The sequence below is a fragment of the Chryseobacterium cheonjiense genome (genome assembly GCF_012927265.1).
GTDB classification, from domain to species: domain Bacteria; phylum Bacteroidota; class Bacteroidia; order Flavobacteriales; family Weeksellaceae; genus Chryseobacterium; species Chryseobacterium cheonjiense.
Genome location: NZ_JABBGF010000001.1, coordinates 1,162,103 through 1,178,707 on the forward strand (window position 1 = coordinate 1,162,103; position 16,605 = coordinate 1,178,707).

At 37.4% G+C, this 16,605-nt stretch carries 14 protein-coding genes; 7 read left to right on the top strand and 7 right to left on the bottom strand.

The window, feature by feature from the left end; all coding sequences use genetic code 11:
* Positions 1 to 18: 18 nt before the first annotated feature.
* Together HHL20_RS05405 and HHL20_RS05410 are read right to left on the bottom strand one after the other, a co-directional pair.
* Entirely contained in the window at positions 19 to 183 is a 165-nt protein-coding gene (locus tag HHL20_RS05405; protein ID WP_169230147.1) for a hypothetical protein, read from the bottom strand.
* Positions 184 to 213: 30 nt separating this feature from the next.
* Complete coding sequence (locus HHL20_RS05410; protein WP_169230148.1) at positions 214 to 465, bottom strand: hypothetical protein; 252 nt, start codon at positions 463 to 465, stop codon at positions 214 to 216.
* A 268-nt stretch (positions 466 to 733) separates the two neighbouring features.
* Here HHL20_RS05410 and HHL20_RS05415 point away from each other — a divergent pair, with 268 nt between their 5' ends.
* The 6 genes from HHL20_RS05415 (at position 734) to HHL20_RS05440 (ending at position 6,974) form a co-directional block, all read left to right on the top strand.
* Positions 734 to 2,443, top strand: coding sequence for an AraC family transcriptional regulator (locus tag HHL20_RS05415; protein ID WP_169230149.1), 1,710 nt, complete (start codon positions 734 to 736; stop codon positions 2,441 to 2,443).
* Between the two features lie 49 nt (positions 2,444 to 2,492).
* Positions 2,493 to 3,338 (top strand): RteC domain-containing protein, encoded by an 846-nt coding sequence (locus HHL20_RS05420; RefSeq protein WP_169230150.1) that lies wholly within the window; start codon positions 2,493 to 2,495, stop codon positions 3,336 to 3,338.
* 250 nt (positions 3,339 to 3,588) lie between these two features.
* Positions 3,589 to 3,846: a DUF3853 family protein gene (locus HHL20_RS05425; protein ID WP_169230151.1), complete on the top strand. Its 258-nt coding sequence runs from the start codon at positions 3,589 to 3,591 to the stop codon at positions 3,844 to 3,846.
* 3 nt (positions 3,847 to 3,849) lie between these two features.
* Positions 3,850 to 4,557: a hypothetical protein gene (locus HHL20_RS05430; protein WP_169230152.1), complete on the top strand. Its 708-nt coding sequence runs from the start codon at positions 3,850 to 3,852 to the stop codon at positions 4,555 to 4,557.
* A 39-nt stretch (positions 4,558 to 4,596) separates the two neighbouring features.
* Positions 4,597 to 5,691 carry a hypothetical protein gene (locus HHL20_RS05435; protein WP_169230153.1) on the top strand — a complete coding sequence of 365 codons (1,095 nt, stop codon included), beginning with the start codon at positions 4,597 to 4,599 and terminating at the stop codon, positions 5,689 to 5,691.
* A gap of 431 nt (positions 5,692 to 6,122) precedes the next feature.
* Entirely contained in the window at positions 6,123 to 6,974 is an 852-nt protein-coding gene (locus tag HHL20_RS05440) for a toprim domain-containing protein (RefSeq protein ID WP_169230154.1), read from the top strand.
* A 330-nt stretch (positions 6,975 to 7,304) separates the two neighbouring features.
* On the opposite strand, the gene HHL20_RS05445 is transcribed toward HHL20_RS05440, so the two are convergent.
* From HHL20_RS05445 to dinB, 5 genes are all read right to left on the bottom strand, one after another.
* On the bottom strand, positions 7,305 to 9,026 hold the full coding sequence (locus HHL20_RS05445) for a hypothetical protein (protein WP_169230155.1): 1,722 nt from the start codon (positions 9,024 to 9,026) through the stop codon (positions 7,305 to 7,307).
* Positions 9,027 to 9,218: 192 nt separating this feature from the next.
* The gene (locus HHL20_RS05450) at positions 9,219 to 10,235 is read right to left on the bottom strand and encodes a hypothetical protein (protein ID WP_169230156.1); all 1,017 of its coding nucleotides are present in this window, start codon (positions 10,233 to 10,235) and stop codon (positions 9,219 to 9,221) included.
* 8 nt (positions 10,236 to 10,243) lie between these two features.
* Positions 10,244 to 10,522, bottom strand: coding sequence for a hypothetical protein (locus HHL20_RS05455; protein WP_169230157.1), 279 nt, complete (start codon positions 10,520 to 10,522; stop codon positions 10,244 to 10,246).
* A 342-nt stretch (positions 10,523 to 10,864) separates the two neighbouring features.
* Complete coding sequence (locus HHL20_RS05460) at positions 10,865 to 13,918, bottom strand: DNA polymerase III subunit alpha (RefSeq protein ID WP_169230158.1); 3,054 nt, start codon at positions 13,916 to 13,918, stop codon at positions 10,865 to 10,867.
* 6 nt (positions 13,919 to 13,924) lie between these two features.
* A complete protein-coding gene (gene dinB, locus HHL20_RS05465; RefSeq protein WP_169230159.1) occupies positions 13,925 to 15,070 on the bottom strand; it encodes a DNA polymerase IV in 1,146 nt (381 codons plus the stop codon).
* A 61-nt stretch (positions 15,071 to 15,131) separates the two neighbouring features.
* Here dinB and HHL20_RS05470 point away from each other — a divergent pair, with 61 nt between their 5' ends.
* Complete coding sequence (locus tag HHL20_RS05470) at positions 15,132 to 15,899, top strand: XRE family transcriptional regulator (protein WP_169230160.1); 768 nt, start codon at positions 15,132 to 15,134, stop codon at positions 15,897 to 15,899.
* Positions 15,900 to 16,605: the final 706 nt, after the last annotated feature.

The following is a 16,605-nucleotide window of genomic DNA, read 5'->3' on the forward strand; positions in this document are numbered from 1 at the left end:
TTCTTATGTTACTTTATTTTATCCTTTTCTGACCAATATCCACTTGACATTCTTTCCGCAGTAATCGGGCATCAGCGCTCCCTTTGACACATAGACTGTTGTGCTGAGGCGTCCTTCTGTTTCCCATTCCCCGCTGACGGTACACTTTTTTCCCGTATTGAGCGTCGTTTTCTTTTCTTCCATACTAGCCAACTTTTTCATCGTGCATTCAGCTTACGATATCGAATCGTTATGAGCCTTCCAATGTTGTTTGTCATCTTGCGGCTCGTCATCGTCGCCGGTTTCTTTAGACTCAGAACCAGCCTGCTCTTCCCGAGCAGATGCCGGTTCGGCCTGGTGCTGATTTCTCCTGAATTCGACGTTGTGCCTGTTTTCGTGAGGCATTTGATTGTTAACGTTGTCTCTGTCGCACGATAGCATAAGTACTACCGGTGCCAGCATTAAAACTGAGATATACTTTTTCATAATGGTTTGTAATTTTTACGGTTTTAAAAAAGTTATCCCGGCCGGGTTCGTGTAGAATTCTGACATCGAAATTACCAGTGTGCAGGCGTTAAAAAAAGGAAATACGGTAACGATATGGCCGTTTTTACGGAATGATTGGTCCATCGTTCCCAATGTTCTTACGTTTATGTTTCTGATAGTCAATAGTTAATAAAATGCATTATTGACGAACTTTGAAAAGGGTTTTTAATGATCAATTTTTGAGTAAATTTGAATATATCTCATCGTTATGCACTATCATAAAAGGATTTTATTATTGATCTTGAATCTGGTTTGGTGTTTTACTGATGGTCATCAAATCCCGGAACGGTCGTATAAGGAAATTGCTGCATTGTTTAATGCCTATCAGGAAAATGACGAAAGGGCAATAGTCTTTGTCAATCTGTACCTAAAAAAAGCAAGGAGCGAACGTAATCTGAAAAAAATGATCAGAGGTTATGAAGAGGCCCTATACTATAGCGAAAAACCCGAGAGAAAATTATTGTACGCCGACAGCGCCATCATTGCTTCGATACAATCGGGTGACCGTGATCAGATTGCCAGGTCTTACCTGGGAAAAGGGATCGTGTATTATTATAACCGCAGACAGTACAAACCTGCCCTCAATCAATACCTGATCGCATTTAAATATTCGAAAAATTCACAGGATCTTTACCTTAAAAACAAGATCATCTATCATCTGGGCATGGTCAAAAGTTATCTGGGATATTACAGGGAAGCGGCGGACCACTTTGTTGATGCCGGTGGCTATTTTGCAAGAAAGGCAAACGATGATGAGAACCCAACGCTGAAGATCAATAACGAGAGAGGTTATTTTAACAGTATCTACCGGCTTAGTACCTGCTATAAACATTTGCATATTTACCGCAAAGAGGATTCACTGATCAATATAGGATTGGAGAGGCTGCAAAAAAGGAGTGAATTCCTGCCCGAGTTGGGATTGTTCAGAAAAGGAAAGGGTATTCAGCTGCTTCGTCAGGGCAAGCCCCTGGAAGCACTGGAACAATTAACGTCTGCAAGGGATATTCTCAGCCGCGTGGATGACCACGCTTCTTTGACGACTGTTTATTTTTATATAGGAAAATCATACCTCCGGAAGGGAGATCGGATCAATGCACTTCATTATTTTAGAAAAGTAGATTCATTGGTTAACAAATTTCGGTTTATAACGCCTGAGATCAGGTCCAATTACGAATACCTGATCAACGACGCGAAAAGCCGTAAAGATAAGGACCGGCAGCTGTATTATACGGGACAGCTCCTGAGGGCAGATTCGATTATCAATGCTGATTTTGCGATGCTTTCTGCGAAGCTGTACCGTGAATATGATACGGAGACGTTAGTCGAGGAGAAGAAGAAGCTTCAGCAAAAGCATCATCAGGATCTGGCGTTGATCTATATCTCAGTCGGCGCAGGAATGCTGTTGTGGTCTTATATGATCGTAAGGTCGCGGAAGAGGGAAAAATTGCTCACGCTGAAGTATCAGGAGTTGCTCCGCAAACTGAAGGAGTCGGAAAGCCTGCAGCCCGTGCATGAGGTCCCGGTCCGTACAGACGGAAGAAGTCTCTACGGTCCTGAAATTATCGAAGACATCCAGGGCAAACTGAAAGCATTCGAGGATCAAAAGCTGTTTCTCACGCAAAACCTTACCATATCGGCAGTTGCTAAAATGATGGGAAGCAACCGGACACATCTTTCATATGTTCTCAACGTCCATATGGGCACTACGTTTCCCACTTATCTTAAACAATTACGGATCCGGTACATCACAAAGCTTCTTTTGGAGGACAGTAAATACCTGAACTACAGTATTGATGCTTTAGCAGTGGAGTGCGGAATGACCAACCGGCAGAAATTTTCTTCTCATTTCCTCGAAATCAACGGAATGCGGCCGATCGATTTTATCAGAAAAAGGCAGCAGGAGCTTCGGCACAGTTGATTTTATCTTTTTTTAACCCGATTTTTACGTGAACATTAAAGGCAAACGTATGAACGGACAGTATTTTAGAAAAAAGATTGACCAGCTGTGGCTGGAGCTCAACAACGCTGTGGATCAGATCAACAGGAGTGATAATGGCATTATAAGCCAGGCAGAAGAAATATTGATGGAAACGGATTCAGCGATAAGGCAAATGAAGGAATTGCTTCGCCGGTATGAATTCAACAATTGGAGTGAAGAGATCAGGTTCTTCAAGATCACCAAGCCGAAATTTATTGCAATCTATATCTATTATTCCAAGGTATTGTCAATAGAAGCTTCCAGGCCATATGCGGATCCGGAAGTTCTCAAGGCCTACTATAAAAACGAGCGTGAGAGCCTGCTCCACTTTTATAGGGAGAATAAGGAATTTATCACCTACTACCGCCGGAAATCAACCTATCTTGACAAAAAGTACTTTGTGCGATTCAAATTTGATTTCAAGCTGAAGCTCAGTCCTGAACTGTACAGTTATGACGAGGAATTTTCAACATCCCATGACCATTTGGTCTCGCAGATTCTTGCCAATGATATGCTGGAGCAATTTCTCAGCGGCAAAATAAACTCCGACGATAACCGTGAAAGTGCTGTGGAAAGCGCTAAACAGGTCGAATGGACAGCTCCCAAAGTGGCATTGACCGAGTTGCTGTATGCGCTTTATCTCACCAAGTGCTTCAACGGCGGGCAGTCCGACCTTGCTGAAATTTTCCGGTGGGCAGAAAGTTCGATGAACGTCAATTTAGGCAATTTTCACAAGACCCTTGCAGAGCTTCGGTTGCGGAAAACGGACCGAAGTAAATTTCTTTCATTGCTGCAGCAGAATTTTAATCAGTATCTCAATGACCTTGATGAGTAAGTAATGTCTTTTTCTTAATATTTCAGTTTTTTTGTCCTGAATGCTGTTTTCAGGATCCATTTTTTATGTTTTTAATTGAAATAGGTATTAAATCATTGGATTCCGGAGTTATGGTCCCTGATCAATGTGTATTCATGCTTTTTCTGATGAAATCTTTCGGTAGTACCGAAGAACTACCGAAAACTGTATTCTTTGTTTTTCAAACTTTGTACTGTTAATTTTTTATAACCGGACATTTAATTTCAAAAGTATGGAAAAGAAAATCATTGACCCCAAAACCCCGATCTGGCAGCTTACTGTCGCGGAATTTTTAGAGGTGTCGAAAAACCTGAGCCTAGAGAAGAAATATGAATACGGGCTAAAAGGCCTTGCCAAGATCCTGGGATGCTCGGTCTCAAAAGCATCCGAAGTGAAATCTTCGGGAATCCTTGATCAGGCGATCATCCAGAACGGCAATATTATCATTATCGATAAGGAGAAGGCCCTGCAGCTTTTCGGAAAGAAATAAGAGATGTACTACGTTGAACTCATCGACAGGTTTTGGTTATTCAGCAAAAAGGCGAAACCTGGCACAGCTGCCATTTCATTGTATCTGTACTTGCTGCAGCTTGCCAAAGAAAAAAATGCGTACCAGTTTGCGATCTCTGATGTCAATCTGGGAAAGAGCCTGGGCGTAAGCAGGGCAACTGTTAGGACGACCAGGGAAAAGCTCAGAAAATTCGGACTGATCGATTACCGGAGCATGCAGGGCGTCGCCGGAATTTACAGACTGATAGTCAATTACAAGTTAGAATCAACGAATTTTGAAAAGGTACAAAATGATTCCGCATCAGAGATTATCAATTTCTTTGGAAAGAATGGTAATGATTTAAAAAGCGAGGAAATAGCTCAAAAGCATAATGTGGCTGGAACCGATGACTTGAATATGCTTGTAGAACCTTCCAGACTTTTAACAGATGGCAGAGTGGTGCCTAGCCTTCAAGAGTTTTTAAACTATGCCCGAACGTTGGATGCATATAATCCTGAACTCGATAATTTGATTATGGCAAAGCATTCAGGCTGGCTTAAAAGTAACTGGAAAAGCGCTTCAGGAAGACCCATAACCAATTGGCAGTCATCTCTGAAAAATGTGTTACCGTTTCTCAGTTCTGAAGTTGGTCAAAATCAGCTGACCCTAGATGGTATCCCCGAGATCAGACATCCGAAGGAGCAATTGTGAATTTGAAATGTAATAAGTAATAAAAAAAATTAGAAGTTTATGACATTCCCTCAAAAGGACCGAAGACTTGTCAAAAAGGAGTTTACAGCAAAGACAGGGAAGGAGCCGGAAAGAATTAGGCTGGGAAATGGTTTTGTAGATGATTTTATATTTGAAGATCAGGAAGCGGCCGATATTCCGATCAATGCGCTTCGGGTCATCTTTAATATTATAACCATTATAGGCAGCGAGCAATTCAGGCCGGAAGACCGTCCGCAGCAGCTGTCTTTGTTCGAGGAAGAGTTTGAAACTGAAAACAACATATTTACCTCGATGAAGATCAGGAACCTGAAGATCTCACCAAGCGGTTCCAGCAGACAGGTGATCGATGCCTACGAGTTTCTTGCGAAATTTAGAATGGGATGGTATACGTCTTTGAATTCAAAAGGAAAGGAGATTCGAACCTTTGGTGGTCTTATCTCAACACCCAACTACGAACACCGGGGCTACACGAGTTTTTTGATCAGCAGTTACTGGCTTAAAAAACTAATAGTCATTCCGGAGTATAATTATGTGCTGTATGATCTGGTGTATAATATCAGGAATAACAAACACATCATCTTTGCAATCTGGCTGTCAAAAATTCCATCGACCGGGACAGTACTGAAGCTTTCGACATTGAACAGAAAGTTCGGACTCAATTACAAAACAGCTAACGACCTGTGCTTTAAATTTCTGAAGCCCTCCAGGTCGAACCTTGACAGGTTTAATAGTTTATCATTCCACTTTAAATATAAAGGGGATATGATCTCGATTATACCGTATGCAACGGATGCTGTTCCTGAAAAAAAGATGAAAGTGGATAACGTTCCAATTGATATTACGAGACGGCTAAGATATTTCAGGAAAAGATATGGTTTACGGGAGGATGAAATGCTACAGTTTGCCTATCAGTATAAAAACATTCTGCAGACACGCGAATTGATTGAAAAAGCATTCAGGGAATTAATCAGAACGTCCAGGTTAAAGGGGAAAAGCTCTACCGAATTGCAGGGTAGGGGATTTTTGATAGAAATCCAGGAGAATATTATTAAACTCTACCGGGAAAGCAAGATTGGAAAACTGCTGCCGAATGGTTATCCGGTTATCCTGTGAATTCGGATTGGTACTCATCCGTATTTCGGAATTGTACTGCTTTCAAATTCGGAATTCCGCTCGCTGATGTTAATGACGTATTAAAAGAGCGAGGATTAGGATTTAGATATCGGAATTGGACTCATTCCTGAAAGCCTGATAAGCTTGTCGTTTGTTGATTACACCTTATGATTGCGGATAAGTTTTCATTGATTGCTATTCAAAACGGATTTGCACTCATTTCGAAAAGGGTGCTTTTTCGGATTTATACTCATTTTAAGTTCGGAAATGAACTGATCTCTATGTCGGAATTGGACTCATCCCGAAAATCATCCAAACGGTTTATAAGACTGCAATTACATCAAATAGCTAAAAGTATAATCAAAAGAATGAAAAAGTTATTTTTTGTTAAAAGGAATTAGTGAGAGAAACGTGCTTTAAAAAAGAAAAAAATGAATTGCGAAAAAATAAAACAAAATGTCAGCATCCGCTCGGTGCTGGAATCATTCAGTCTTTTTCCTGTAAAAGAAAACCGCAGAACCGCTTTTTACTTTGCGCTGGACAGGGAAGAAAAAATTCCCAGTCTTTGCGTGGATTTTATTAGGAACACGGCCTTTGATTTTGGAACAGGAGTGAGTTATGATGTGATTTCTGTTGTGCAGCAAATAACAAAATGCTCTGTTTCGGAAGCATTGAAATACCTGTCATCTTTTAATTTTCTGCTTAATATTCAGACTTTTGCTGAAGAAATACAATCTGAAACTTCTTACAGAATATTAAAAGTCGACGAAGTCAGGCACCCGGCATTGATTGAATACCTGAATTCAAGAAAAGTTTCTGAGCAAACGAGGTGGGTTAGAGAGGTGCATTATGAGATGGATGGAAGGAAATATTTCGGAATCGGATTTAAAAACGATTCTGATGGTTTTGAAATAAGGAACAAGTATACTAAACTCTGCTTGGGCTCTAAAGATGTAACTTGGATCAACAATTCAAATATTATGAATAATGAGGTTGCTGTTTTCGAAGGCTTCATTGACTATCTTAGTTTTCGCAATATTGAAAGTCAGTTTAATTTGACCTGCGACTGTTTAGTTTTAAATTCTACGGCAATGCTTTTTAAAGCGGAAAAGGTTTTAAAAGAATATCTGAAGATCTTGCTTTTTCTGGACAATGATGACAACGGAAAGTTTGTCGCATCAAAAATTAAAAAAGAATATGATGATGTAGAGGATTGGTCTATAATGTACCAGAATTTTAAAGATATAAATGACTGGTATGTTGAAGCTAAAGAGGCATTATAAATAATTTAGAAAATTTAGTTACGGTTTTCCGTAATTAGAAAAAAATGTTTTAGCTACTTTAATTCAATTAATACATAATCTTATTCTGTGGAAACAAACCTAAAAATATGGAACACTGACCTCCAAATCAACCGAAAAATCCAGATTAACACTTTATAAACATAAGCCGGAGATTCAAAATGATGAAAGACAGTTAATTATTAAAGGAGGCTGTCCGCAAAGTTTGGGCAGCCTCTTTTTTTATAAATTTATAATGTTAGAAACCCAATATAAAAAATAAAATATTCAAATTTATATGTAATTAAATAACGTTACGCATTTTGGTATATTTCATTTTTGTTTTCCTCTTCCCAAAATGTAAAATGCATAACCGACCTGAAACTGTGTGAAATTATTTTTAGAGTAACCACGTTCAGAATCCAGTCTCCACCGGATAAATAATTTACCATTTTGTTTTTCTTCATTAAGATATAAATAGCCTAGCAATTCAAACTCGTTGATCCATTTGGAAATATTTTCCCTTCTATTACCGGTTAATATATCGCGTGCACCCGCAAATTCTATATTTTCAGATAAAGAATAAAAATATTTTTGTCTCCAACTTGCATAGAAGCCGTATCTAGTTTCGGGTAAAATATGTAATACGAATTCTGGATAAAACTGCCAATAGGAGAAATTGTATTCTTTAGCTTTTGAAGTTGTACTAAGATCACTATTTATTGTTCTGATGCTGTCCTGAACTTTTGTCTGAGCAAATCGAAAACCGACATTTGCGTGTAACTGGGATTTTAAAGTCGGCATATCAATTAAAAAGATGTTAGCGTTAGTGCCAATGTTCCAAGTTTGATGATTCAAAATGTCAATAGGTGTAGAGAATCTCTTATTTATAAGAATATTACTACCATTGTAAGATGTAGCTTGCTCATCTTCCATATCTGGAATAAGTAATCTTTTGTTATCTTCTATTTTCGTTAAGCCGCCATTTAATTTTAAATATTCTAGATAGCCAATTCCCATTCTTAATTTGTACCACAAAAATTGATATCTTGTGGTATTAAAGTTAAATTGTTTGTCGACTTCTATCTGTATTAAACCATTAGGTTTATCGGAATTGAAACCTAAAAAATCACTGAAAATCCTCGCCTCCAAAATTTTATAGGTTTTATCTTTGTACAAAGTTGAAGACTCGCCTCCTTTCAATGATATTTTTTGATTTGCTGGACTATAATCTGTTGTGTATACTCCGTTTTGATAGTCATAAAATTGTAAAACCTCTCCTAAACTTATACTCATTTCATCAAGATCGAAAAGGCTGTATTGCGGCTTTGTTGGTTTGGTAAATTTCTTATCAATATTTTCTTTTTGATTTGTATAGAGATAGGTATTACCTAATTTTCGGATATTCATTTTACTAGAAAAACCTATACCATAATAATTTGTAAATCTAAGCTTAGCTTCTACAAACTCTTTTATATCAACAGAGATCTTTGATTCATCAATTTTCTTGTCTGCGACTATTTCCCCATCTACAATTACATCCTGTATGAAGCCATTTTGAAAAACTATTTGCACTTTTTCTATCTTAAATAATAAGCCTGGAATTTTATCTGAATTGCTTTTGGGTATAATTCCTAAAACTTTCGGCAGTGCAACGTCTCGATAAATATTTACCTGTTTGTTTATAGTTATAGTCCCAGCTATTGGAGCGTAGTTCAGATCATCTATAGCATCTATATTGGCCACTGCTGTATAGAATACTTCATTAATTGCCCGGTCTACATTTTCATCTTCTTGTGGTAATGACATAGAAGATTTTAAAGTTTTTAGATTTTCAAACATAACATTTTTAAATGTTATGATGTCTAGTTTAGGTAAGGTAAAACTTGTCTTATTTTTTGTATCACTAACATTGAATAAGGTAAAATCGTAATTGTTCTCATTTTTCGAAAAAGTAATAGAGTAAGTATCTTTATCGATAGAAAAAATATGAGATACTTGTGCAGATAGAACTATTGTACAACAGATAAGTACAAGTGAAAAAAAAGTTTTCATAATTTATAGTTTTTGGGTTAGATTAGTTTTTTTTTATGGTGGTATTACTACCAGTTTGGATAATTTCGCAATCTACTGTGAAACAAGAAAGCCATAAATACCTAGATAAAATTGATATTAGTAACTATCTTTTAGAGAAGATAACAATAATTGCCTAGCTAAGAGGATTAGAATAAATAGCGTTATTAATAATTATTTTTTTAATCTTAGATTCATTTCAACTGGCGGAAAAATATCATACGTTAATCCTAAAAATATTTGAGATCCGCTATCTACAAATCGATAATTATAATCATCGTGACCAAAAATGCCATTGATAAAAATACCTAGATTATTTTCAAAGTATGCTGTTGCGTTCAACTCTAATCTTGAAGGATTAACCGATTTGTGAGGTTTGCTTATTAGCTCGTAATTGACACTAGTAGTCCAATGATTTAATTTCAATTTTTCTTTGAGAAAGTTTTGATCAGAAAACCTTTTAATATATGTAAAACCAAAATTATATCGATTCTTCCCATAAATTTTAATGTCTTCCGGCGTATAGCCACCGATATCGGGAATAATCCACAACAAGTCATTATGAAATCGATTATACTTTATTAAAAGCGAAATACTTTCTGAAGGTCTATAGTCTTCACCTAGGCTAACAACCCTATAATTTAGAGCTACCTCAGAAAAGTTGGTTGAAAAATTACCGCTTTCTCTGTTAATTATATCAGAAAGTTTTGAATCATTTGTGATGAATGAGTAAGCTTTGTTACAGTCAGCACCTCCATCATCAAGATTTTTGTCAAATATGCATTTAGACTGCCCATTGGAATAATGACCTGACTCTATACTATAAGTTAGAAAATGATTCTCAATATTCTTAAAAGGCTTTAATCTAATAATATTTTGAAACCCTAAGCTTATTTTATAAGATGGTGTTTTAACAGGCTTAGAATTATCATCATACATTCTTATCGTAGGATTGAAGTTCAAATACAGCGTTGAAGCCTTTGGTTTTCCCGATTCCAATTTAGACTTAATATTATTATATATCGGTAGTCGTACTATAGGATTTGCTTCAAATAAAATTTTCTCCCTATTAGGAACCATACTGCTTTTATAGCCAATATTAATTTGATCACCTATTGGATAAATGTTGTTAAATTGTGCATCAAATACTCCATAAAAACAAAGAACAAAGGGTAATAAATATGTTTTCATAACTCAGTTTATAATAGAATGATATTTTTTATCTTCTTCTCGTCTTTTGCATTTACTCCGCTACAATAAACATCACCGCCAGACTTTTCGTTTACATAAACTAGTATGTATTTAATATTTTCAATATCAAGCTGTGGTGCCAATTTATCTTTGAGAGATTTTTTACAGCTTATTATAAAAGTATCATCTATTTCCACATAGATATAATCAGTCAGAATACTTCTTATAAATGCTAGTTGCAGTGATGAAGCCTCAATCGTGTTCAACATAAGATATTTCTCTTTCATTTTTAATGATTTAATTGTTATGATATTTGATTCTTAATTGATAAAGTTTAATGAGATATCAAATTTAAAAGTGATTAAGAATATTAATCAATAATTATTTAGGGTAATTTTTTAATACAAATGACAATGACAAATGATATGAATATTACCGAATTTTATGATTAATTCGCTTAATTTAAATATTTATATAAAAGTGAATTATAAAGAGATGAGTATATAGAGGATTGTAGTTTGTTTTTCATGTTAATTTAGTTTAGTGTAATTTACAAAAAAAATATAATAAATTGAATTTTAGTTATTTATAAGTATGGAATACTTTTAAAAGTTTGATATGAAAATAAATTACCTAATTTTATTTCTTGGCAATCCAATCTCGTGTTCCTGAGGATAAGGCTTTCTTGAAGTCATACTCACATCTTCACGGATATTATTATATGCATCGTAAGCTTTGTCTTTATCTAAGGTGTATCGAGGGTCAGGAATGAATGGCATTTTTGCCATTTTCAAAATGGTAATGGTGGGAAAATGAAAATCAACTTCCACGATACCTAATAAAAGGTAGCATCCGCCACCCTTAAAAGGATATTGTGAAAGATTATCCGGGAAGTGTGCTGTATCAAAATATTCACCTTCCGCATCGATCCAGGTTCCGAAAAACATAGTACCTCTTTTGGTAGGAACATGCTTTCTGGAAATCAGATAAGCCAGCATCTTGACCTGTCTTTTGTGGTATTTCGTCAGGTCTTTGGCCATCACGCTGCCTCTGTATTGGGTTTGCAGTAAATCGAACGGACTTACTGAAACCGGAAATCCAAGAATCTCGATTTCATCAAATACATCTTCCAAAGGATGTCTTTCTACTGTCGGAAGAGTATATTCTTTTTGCGATTCTTCAAATAACGTCACATATTTAAATAACCGCCTGTTTCCTGTCAGAAGAAATCTGGCCTCGATTAGCAACTCGTGCTTTTGCTTCCCGGTAAACCGGAATGCTCCTATGAATATCAATGTCTGTAAGGTCTCAATGCCAATAGGAATTCTTTTGACAAAGTTTTCCAGGGACGTATAATCACCATTGTTTTTTCTTTCTTCAGGAATTAAAACTGCAATTTTGCTTTCAAGCTTTTCAATATGCATCAGCCCTAAATAGATGTCAGTTCCGTAAACCGTAGTCTGGTATTCACTTAGATTGACACAGGGATTTAATATGGCTGCACCGGACATTCTGGCTTCGTGGACATATACTTCTGTTCTGTAGAAGCCGCCGCCATTATTGATCGCTGAAACCATAAACTCAATAGGATAGTAGACCTTCAGGTAGAGACTTTGGTAGCTTTCTACGGCATAGGATGCAGAGTGGGCTTTGCAGAATGAATAGCCCGCAAAGGATTCTATCTGCCGATAGACCTCTTTGGAGAGCTGCTCCGGATGGCCAAGGGATTTACAGGATTCAAAAAAATGATCCTTGACTTTCTGAAGGGCAGTTAGGGAACGCCCTTTGCCGCTCATTGCCCGCCGTAAGACATCACCGTCAGCAGGGGATAACCCTCCGAAATGAAGGGCGATCTTTATTACATCTTCCTGGTATACCATAATGCCATAAGTCTCTCCCAGTTCTTTTTCAAATACAGGATGGAAATATTCAAACTGATCCGGATTATTATGGCGGAAGATGTATTCTTTCATCATTCCGCTTTGTGCCACACCCGGACGGATGATCGAAGAGGCAGCTACCAATACTTTATAATTGTTACACTTCAGTCTTCTGAGCAGCCCGCGCATGGCAGGACTTTCGATGTAGAAGCAACCGATCGTTTTTCCCCTGCTCAGAAATTCATTGCACCTTTCTTCGTCCTTTGACAAACTGACGTCCCGTATGTCGACCTTAATGCCTCGTTTTTCTTCAATTAAGCTTACGGTATCTTTTATGGTTCCCAGACCTCGCTGGGAAAGGATGTCAAATTTTTCAAGACCGATTTCCTCGGCCACGTGCATGTCGAACTGGACGATCGGAAATCCTTTCGGGGGCATTTCCAATGCTGTATAATTGGTGATGGGTTCTTCAGAGATTAAAATTCCACAGGAGTGCATACTTCTCTGGTTAGGAAATTTTTCCAATAATTTCCCGTATTTGTGGACCAATCTGGATACGGAATTGATGTCGTGCTGCTCTACGGATTTGGTAGCAAGTTCATCAAGCTCTTCTTTGGGAAGACCGAATGCTTTACCCACCTCACGGAAAATAGATCTGTATTTGAACTCAACATTGGTTCCGCAAAATGCGACATGGTCTTTGCCATATTTGTCGAAGATGTATTGTAAGATCGCATCCCGGTTCTGCCAGCTCCAGTCAATGTCAAAGTCCGGCGGAGTTTTCCGGTTCAGGTTCAGGAAGCGCTCGAAGTACAGGTCCAGCTCTAACGGGCAGATGTCCGTTATGCCAAGACAGTAGGCCACAATACTATTGGCGCCGCTTCCACGACCTACGTGCATAAAGCCCATCCGGTTACTGTACTGGATGATGTCCCAGGTGATCAAAAAGTAAGCACAGAAATTAAGTTGGTCAATGACAGTAAGCTCTTTATCCATCCGGGCTTTAGCCTTTCCGTCATCATCAGGATATCTCTTGGTGAACCCTTTGTAGGCAAGTTCCTTCAAAAGCTTTATATCGCTGTCTTTACTTTTTGTAAAGTTCTTTTTGTTTTTTGGAGTTTTATAATCGAAATCAAAATGGCATTGTTCCAGCAAATGTTTGGTGTTTTCAATAATTTGCGGATAATGTTGGTATTTTCTTAGCAGCTCATCAGTTGGAATCAGTTTTTCGTTTTGGCTGCATATGTCATTTTCATCAAGCTTTGTGACCAGCGTATTCCGGTCGATGGCACGCAGAATCTTATGTAGTGTATATTCTCTCTTGATCTTAAAAGTAATAGGTTGTAAAATGACCATTCTGTGTATGTACTTTTTCACATTGGGACTTATCAGGAGATTGATCTCTTCAGGGCGTATCCCGATGTATTCGTTTTTATCAAGTTTCTCAGGATAATTGCTGAGTGGATAGATGACAAACACATTTGACAGGTCAGGATGATGAAGTGGAAGATCGATCTCTTCGCAATTGTGGCTTGTCAAAAGCCTGTTGATCTCTCCGATGCCTGATCGATCTTTTGCCAGGCAGATGTAATGCTGCCTGTTATCGTTTCTGATATCCACTCCGACCACAGGCTTGATATTGTTCTTCTCACATAACCTGTGAAAATCATAGATGCCGGAAATGCAATTGATGTCGGTCAGGGCAGCTATGCCGATCTCGAGTTCAACGCAATGCTGAACCAATTCTTTAACAGAGATGGTGCCGTATCGCAGGCTATGATATGAGTGACAATTGATAAACATTGAAATCTATAGGTTTAAAAATCCTGAAGCTCTTCCTACGCTGTCTGAACCGAACCTCATTTTAATTTTGTCCAACGTCTGATAAAGACTGATAAGCTCTTCCGTATCTTCAAACAGGTTCATCTGATGACAGCCGTGTACCAGGCCGGTGAACTTGACACCGATAAGTCGGATCCGCATCCTTCTGGAATACACTTTATCAAATAATTCTAATGCATACCTGAGCAATGTGTGATCGGACGACGTGTAAGGAATCCTGTATTGCTTAGTCTCCGTGTCGAAGTTGGAGTAACGGATCTTTATCACCACAGTAGAGGTGAGCCACTTCTCCTGACGAAGCTGGAAACATAACTGTTCCACCATTCCTGACAATATGCTCTTTATTCCGTTGACATCGATGGTATCCTGGGAAAATGTATTTTCTTTTGAAATGGATTTCCTTTCCGAATAGGGTAGAACAGGGGACTCATCGATGCCGTTGGCTTTTTTCCAGAGTTCCTCTCCGTTTTTTCCGATCAGCTGATGTAAAACTTCAACAGGTGTTTCCGACAAGGTCTCGATGGTTCTGACGCCCAACCTGGATAGGAGCTGAAAAGTGACATTTCCAACCATCGGGATCTTCTTTATGGAAAGCGGATTCAGAAATGGCTTGATTTTCTGTTCCGGAATTTCAAGTTTACCAATAGGCTTCGATTCGCCGGTTCCGATCTTTGAAACGGTCTTATTGGTGGATAATGCAAAGCTGATAGGTAGTCCTGTGTTTTTTTTCACAGCCTCTGCAATTTCGGTCGTCCATTGATAACAGCCGAAGAACTTATCCATACCGGAAAGATCAAGATAGAACTCGTCAATACTTGCCTTTTCCAATACAGGAACCTTTTCCTGGATAACCTCGGTGACCACATGTGACATATTGGAATACATTTCCATATCACCTTTAATGACTTTTGCTTCAGGACAAAGCCGAAGTGCTATCTTGATCGGCATGGCGCTTCTTACCCCAAAATATCTGGTCTCATAAGAGCATGATGCGACAACGCCTCTGTCACCACCACCGATTATAAGCGGCTTTCCAATAAGTTCACTGTTCTTCAGTCTCTCACAGGAGACAAAGAATGTGTCCAAATCCATATGTGCTATTGCCCGTTTCATTTGACAAAATTAGATTCATTTTGTATCATTTTTATTATATTTGCTGATACAATTTGTATCAATGTCAATTTTTTCAGATAATATCAGGTTTCTAAGGCATAAAAAAAGTTTGTCCCAGCAAAGTATCGCCGAGAATATAGGGATAAGCAGAGTCCGTTATGCCAAATATGAAGATGGTCGCTCCGAACCACCGTTTGACGTTCTTCTCAATATCTCCAAATATTTTAGCATCAGCATCGATCTGATGCTGACACTGGATGTGAGAAAATATTCTTTGGAAGATACCATCAAGCTGCCGGACAATAGAATTGTTCTTCCTATCAGAGTCGATCATAATGGCAATGACCAGATTGAGGTCGTTCCACATAAAACTTCTATGGGTTACTTGAAAGGTTATGGTGATCCTGAATACATAGAAAGTCTTGACATTATATCCTTACCGTTCTTGAAAGGCGGTAAGTTCAGGGCATTTCCGGCTGATGGGGATTCAATGCCTCCTTATAAGGACGGAACTTATATCGTAGGAAAATATGTTGAAGATCTTTCTGATCTGAAAACAGACAGAACGTATGTTTTCATTACATCCAATGATGGAATCAGTTACAAAAGATTTCAGTTTCACGAAGCAGATGGTATCTGGGTTAAGGCTGATAATAGTTTTTATGAACCATATAAAATTCTATTACCGGAGATTAAAGAGATCTGGGAATTTGCCTGTAGTATCAATACAAAAGAATACGAACCAGATGAGTTTTCAGAACGAAATATGCAAAATTTCATAGCAGAGATCAAATCTGATATCAGGCATATCAAGGAAAGAATAATATAGAAAATATTTCCGTTTTTGATAATGCTTTAGACATCTGCGATTACCAATTACTGTACAATGATATGTCTCAATAATCATTTTAATCGGCAAAAATAAGAAAGTATAGGTATTGATTTGTCATCTTATCTGTAATTTTTTTAATCAAATTCGTAAAATACGACATCAAATTATTCACAATTAGGCGTTAAGCTAAATCAATCAGATAAAATACTTTAAATTTTTCTATTTATCTTACTTCGGACAAAATTATTTATTATTTGTAAGTGCAATTAATTTCATAAAAAACTACCGCTAATTAAGCGGTAGTTTAAAATGATATGATTGTCTTTCTAGTTAGGTGAAAATGATCAAATTTTGTTATCAACTGTTTTTACATCAGCTGATTCCAACCTTTTTCTGCTTGTTTTTCCAGTATAAATAACTAAAAAAAGCGTTGATGTAAGTAAGATAAAAAAATAGATATAATATTTTCTACTGTAATCATAATACTCATCAATATCTTTAAAACTTTCTCTATTGAGATAATATGCTAGAAAAATACCAATAACTAAACAAGTTAATATGTATGATTCTCCTGAAAGACTCGTGTAATGAATATCATATTGTTGGTAAAAAAAATTGTAAACATTTATAATTAATAGAGAAAATATTACTGTGAATACAGCGAATGTAGAAAATTTCGCAATTGACTTTCCCTCTCTTTTTT

Coding starts and splice junctions, on each gene's coding strand:
- HHL20_RS05405 (WP_169230147.1), bottom strand. CDS start 183: ATGGAAGAAAAGAAAACGACGCTCAATACGGGAAAAAAGTGTACCGTC.
- HHL20_RS05410 (WP_169230148.1), bottom strand. CDS start 465: ATGAAAAAGTATATCTCAGTTTTAATGCTGGCACCGGTAGTACTTATG.
- HHL20_RS05415 (WP_169230149.1), top strand. CDS start 734: ATGCACTATCATAAAAGGATTTTATTATTGATCTTGAATCTGGTTTGG.
- HHL20_RS05420 (WP_169230150.1), top strand. CDS start 2,493: ATGAACGGACAGTATTTTAGAAAAAAGATTGACCAGCTGTGGCTGGAG.
- HHL20_RS05425 (WP_169230151.1), top strand. CDS start 3,589: ATGGAAAAGAAAATCATTGACCCCAAAACCCCGATCTGGCAGCTTACT.
- HHL20_RS05430 (WP_169230152.1), top strand. CDS start 3,850: ATGTACTACGTTGAACTCATCGACAGGTTTTGGTTATTCAGCAAAAAG.
- HHL20_RS05435 (WP_169230153.1), top strand. CDS start 4,597: ATGACATTCCCTCAAAAGGACCGAAGACTTGTCAAAAAGGAGTTTACA.
- HHL20_RS05440 (WP_169230154.1), top strand. CDS start 6,123: ATGAATTGCGAAAAAATAAAACAAAATGTCAGCATCCGCTCGGTGCTG.
- HHL20_RS05445 (WP_169230155.1), bottom strand. CDS start 9,026: ATGAAAACTTTTTTTTCACTTGTACTTATCTGTTGTACAATAGTTCTA.
- HHL20_RS05450 (WP_169230156.1), bottom strand. CDS start 10,235: ATGAAAACATATTTATTACCCTTTGTTCTTTGTTTTTATGGAGTATTT.
- HHL20_RS05455 (WP_169230157.1), bottom strand. CDS start 10,522: ATGAAAGAGAAATATCTTATGTTGAACACGATTGAGGCTTCATCACTG.
- HHL20_RS05460 (WP_169230158.1), bottom strand. CDS start 13,918: ATGTTTATCAATTGTCACTCATATCATAGCCTGCGATACGGCACCATC.
- dinB (WP_169230159.1), bottom strand. CDS start 15,070: ATGAAACGGGCAATAGCACATATGGATTTGGACACATTCTTTGTCTCC.
- HHL20_RS05470 (WP_169230160.1), top strand. CDS start 15,132: ATGTCAATTTTTTCAGATAATATCAGGTTTCTAAGGCATAAAAAAAGT.